This is a genomic window from Bradyrhizobium sp. (assembly GCF_049581145.1).
Classification (GTDB): Bacteria; Pseudomonadota; Alphaproteobacteria; order Rhizobiales; family Xanthobacteraceae; genus Bradyrhizobium.
Genome location: NZ_JBAURI010001208.1, coordinates 1 through 1,693 on the forward strand (window position 1 = coordinate 1; position 1,693 = coordinate 1,693).

2 protein-coding genes and 1 pseudogene are annotated in these 1,693 nt (G+C 66.1%); all 3 read right to left on the reverse strand.

The features are described from left to right. On the reverse strand, positions 1–240 hold a 240-nt coding region (locus tag WCB02_RS38495; RefSeq protein ID WP_423967398.1), incomplete at its 3' end, for a hypothetical protein. 23 nt (positions 241–263) lie between these two features. After that, the gene (locus WCB02_RS38500) at positions 264–1,226 is read right to left on the reverse strand and encodes a DMT family transporter (protein WP_423967400.1); all 963 of its coding nucleotides are present in this window, start codon (positions 1,224–1,226) and stop codon (positions 264–266) included. A gap of 100 nt (positions 1,227–1,326) precedes the next feature. Continuing rightward, positions 1,327–1,693 (reverse strand): annotated as a pseudogene (locus WCB02_RS38505) (choline-sulfatase); the annotation flags it as partial.

Below are 1,693 nucleotides of genomic sequence, written 5' to 3' on the forward strand. Positions count from 1 at the left end.
GCGGATGACGAACTCGATCCGGTCGTCGGCGAGCTCGCGCCAGGATTCGATCTCGGTCATATAGGCCGCCTTGGGGAAGCGCTCGAACCATTCGCGCGCTTTATCACGCGCTTCGCCCCGCGGCAGGCAAAAGGTCTCGCGCCGCCACGCGCTGTCGGTCGCGTCGAAGGTTCGGCGGCCGCCGCGCCGTTCGGCGACGCGGGCGGCCAGATCGATCGGCTTCTTGGTCTCCATCGCCATCGCGACCCTCTTGACGCGAGAGCTTAGCGCGATTTCTGGCCGATGGGGAGCCGGGAGGAATCGCCCGACGCCGGGTTAGGGTTATGGCGTCCGCCGATCAGGGCGCGGGGCAGGCGGCCGTCCATGAATGCAAGACCGATCGCGATGAGAGCGAACCCGAGGAACTGGCGCGTCAGCAGTCGCTCGTCGAGCAACGACGCCCCCAGCAGCACCGAGGTCACAGGGACCAGGAGCGTCACGAGCAGCACGTTGGTCGCGCCGGCCCCGGCCAGAATACGGAAGTAGACGATGAAGGCGAGCGCAGTGGAAAACGCAGCGATCGCGACCACCGACGCGACGGCCGGCCCGCTCGGCATGGGAAGGGTCCAAGGCTTGTCGATAACGAGCGCAAGAGGCGCGAGAAACAAGGTCGCCGACGTTGCTTGTCCGGCGGCGACGTCGATCGGCTTGAGGCCGAGAGAACGCATGCGGCGGGCGTAAATGGCGGACAGGGCGTAGCACAATGCCGCCGCGAGAACCGCGAGTTCCGCCCACCCCCGCATGGTCCCGCCGCCCAACAACAGGTCCGGCCCGATGAGCCAGGCGACGCCCGCCATTCCCGCCAGGGTTCCCAACAGTTTGAGCCTGCTGAGTTTTTCTTCCTCCGTGAGAACATGTGCCGCGAGGACTGTGAAGAGAGGCGTCGCGGCATTGAGGATCGAGGCGAGGCCGCTTGGCAGATGGGTCTGTCCCCAGGCGATCAGCGCGAAGGGCAGGGCGCTGTTCCCGAAACCCAGGATGGCGAGAGCCGCGACCGCCCTCATGCTCCTTGGCGGCGAAACGCCGATCAGCAGCGCGCACGCCCAGAGCAAGGCCGCCGCCAGGCCGACCCGCAACGCGACAAGCGTCAGCGGCGGAATCTCCCTCACCGCCACGCCGACAAAGAAGAAGGAGCCGCCCCACAGCAGCGAGAGCAGCGCCAGAAGTCCCCACTCGCGCAGCGTCATCGAGCGCTGTGCGCTAACGGTCATAGCCGAACTCCGAAAGTGCGCGTTCGAACACACGCCTAACATCGCGTATTCGGCGCGACTGCCCGATTCCTGCGGTCTAATTCGGAGGGCGGCCTATGCGGGGAAATCGCGCCTTCGCCTCGAGGTCGTCGAGATCCATGCTGTTGCGCATGTATTGCTTCGACGCGTCGCGGAACGGCTGGAAATCCCAGGGGCGGGGCTCGCCCTTGTTGAGCGCGGCGTTGGCAAGCCGGCGCCGGCGCTGGCTCTCGCGCACGCGGGCGTCCAATTCGGCTATGTCCCAACGTTTCGCGACCTCGGCGCGAAAGTCGGCAATCAGCCCCGCGCACGTCGGATCTTTCGCGAGATTGTCGCGCTCGCCAGGATCACGGACGAGGTCGTAGAGTTGATCAGGATCCGCAGGCGAATGAATGAATTTGAACGGGCCGCGTCGGATCATGACG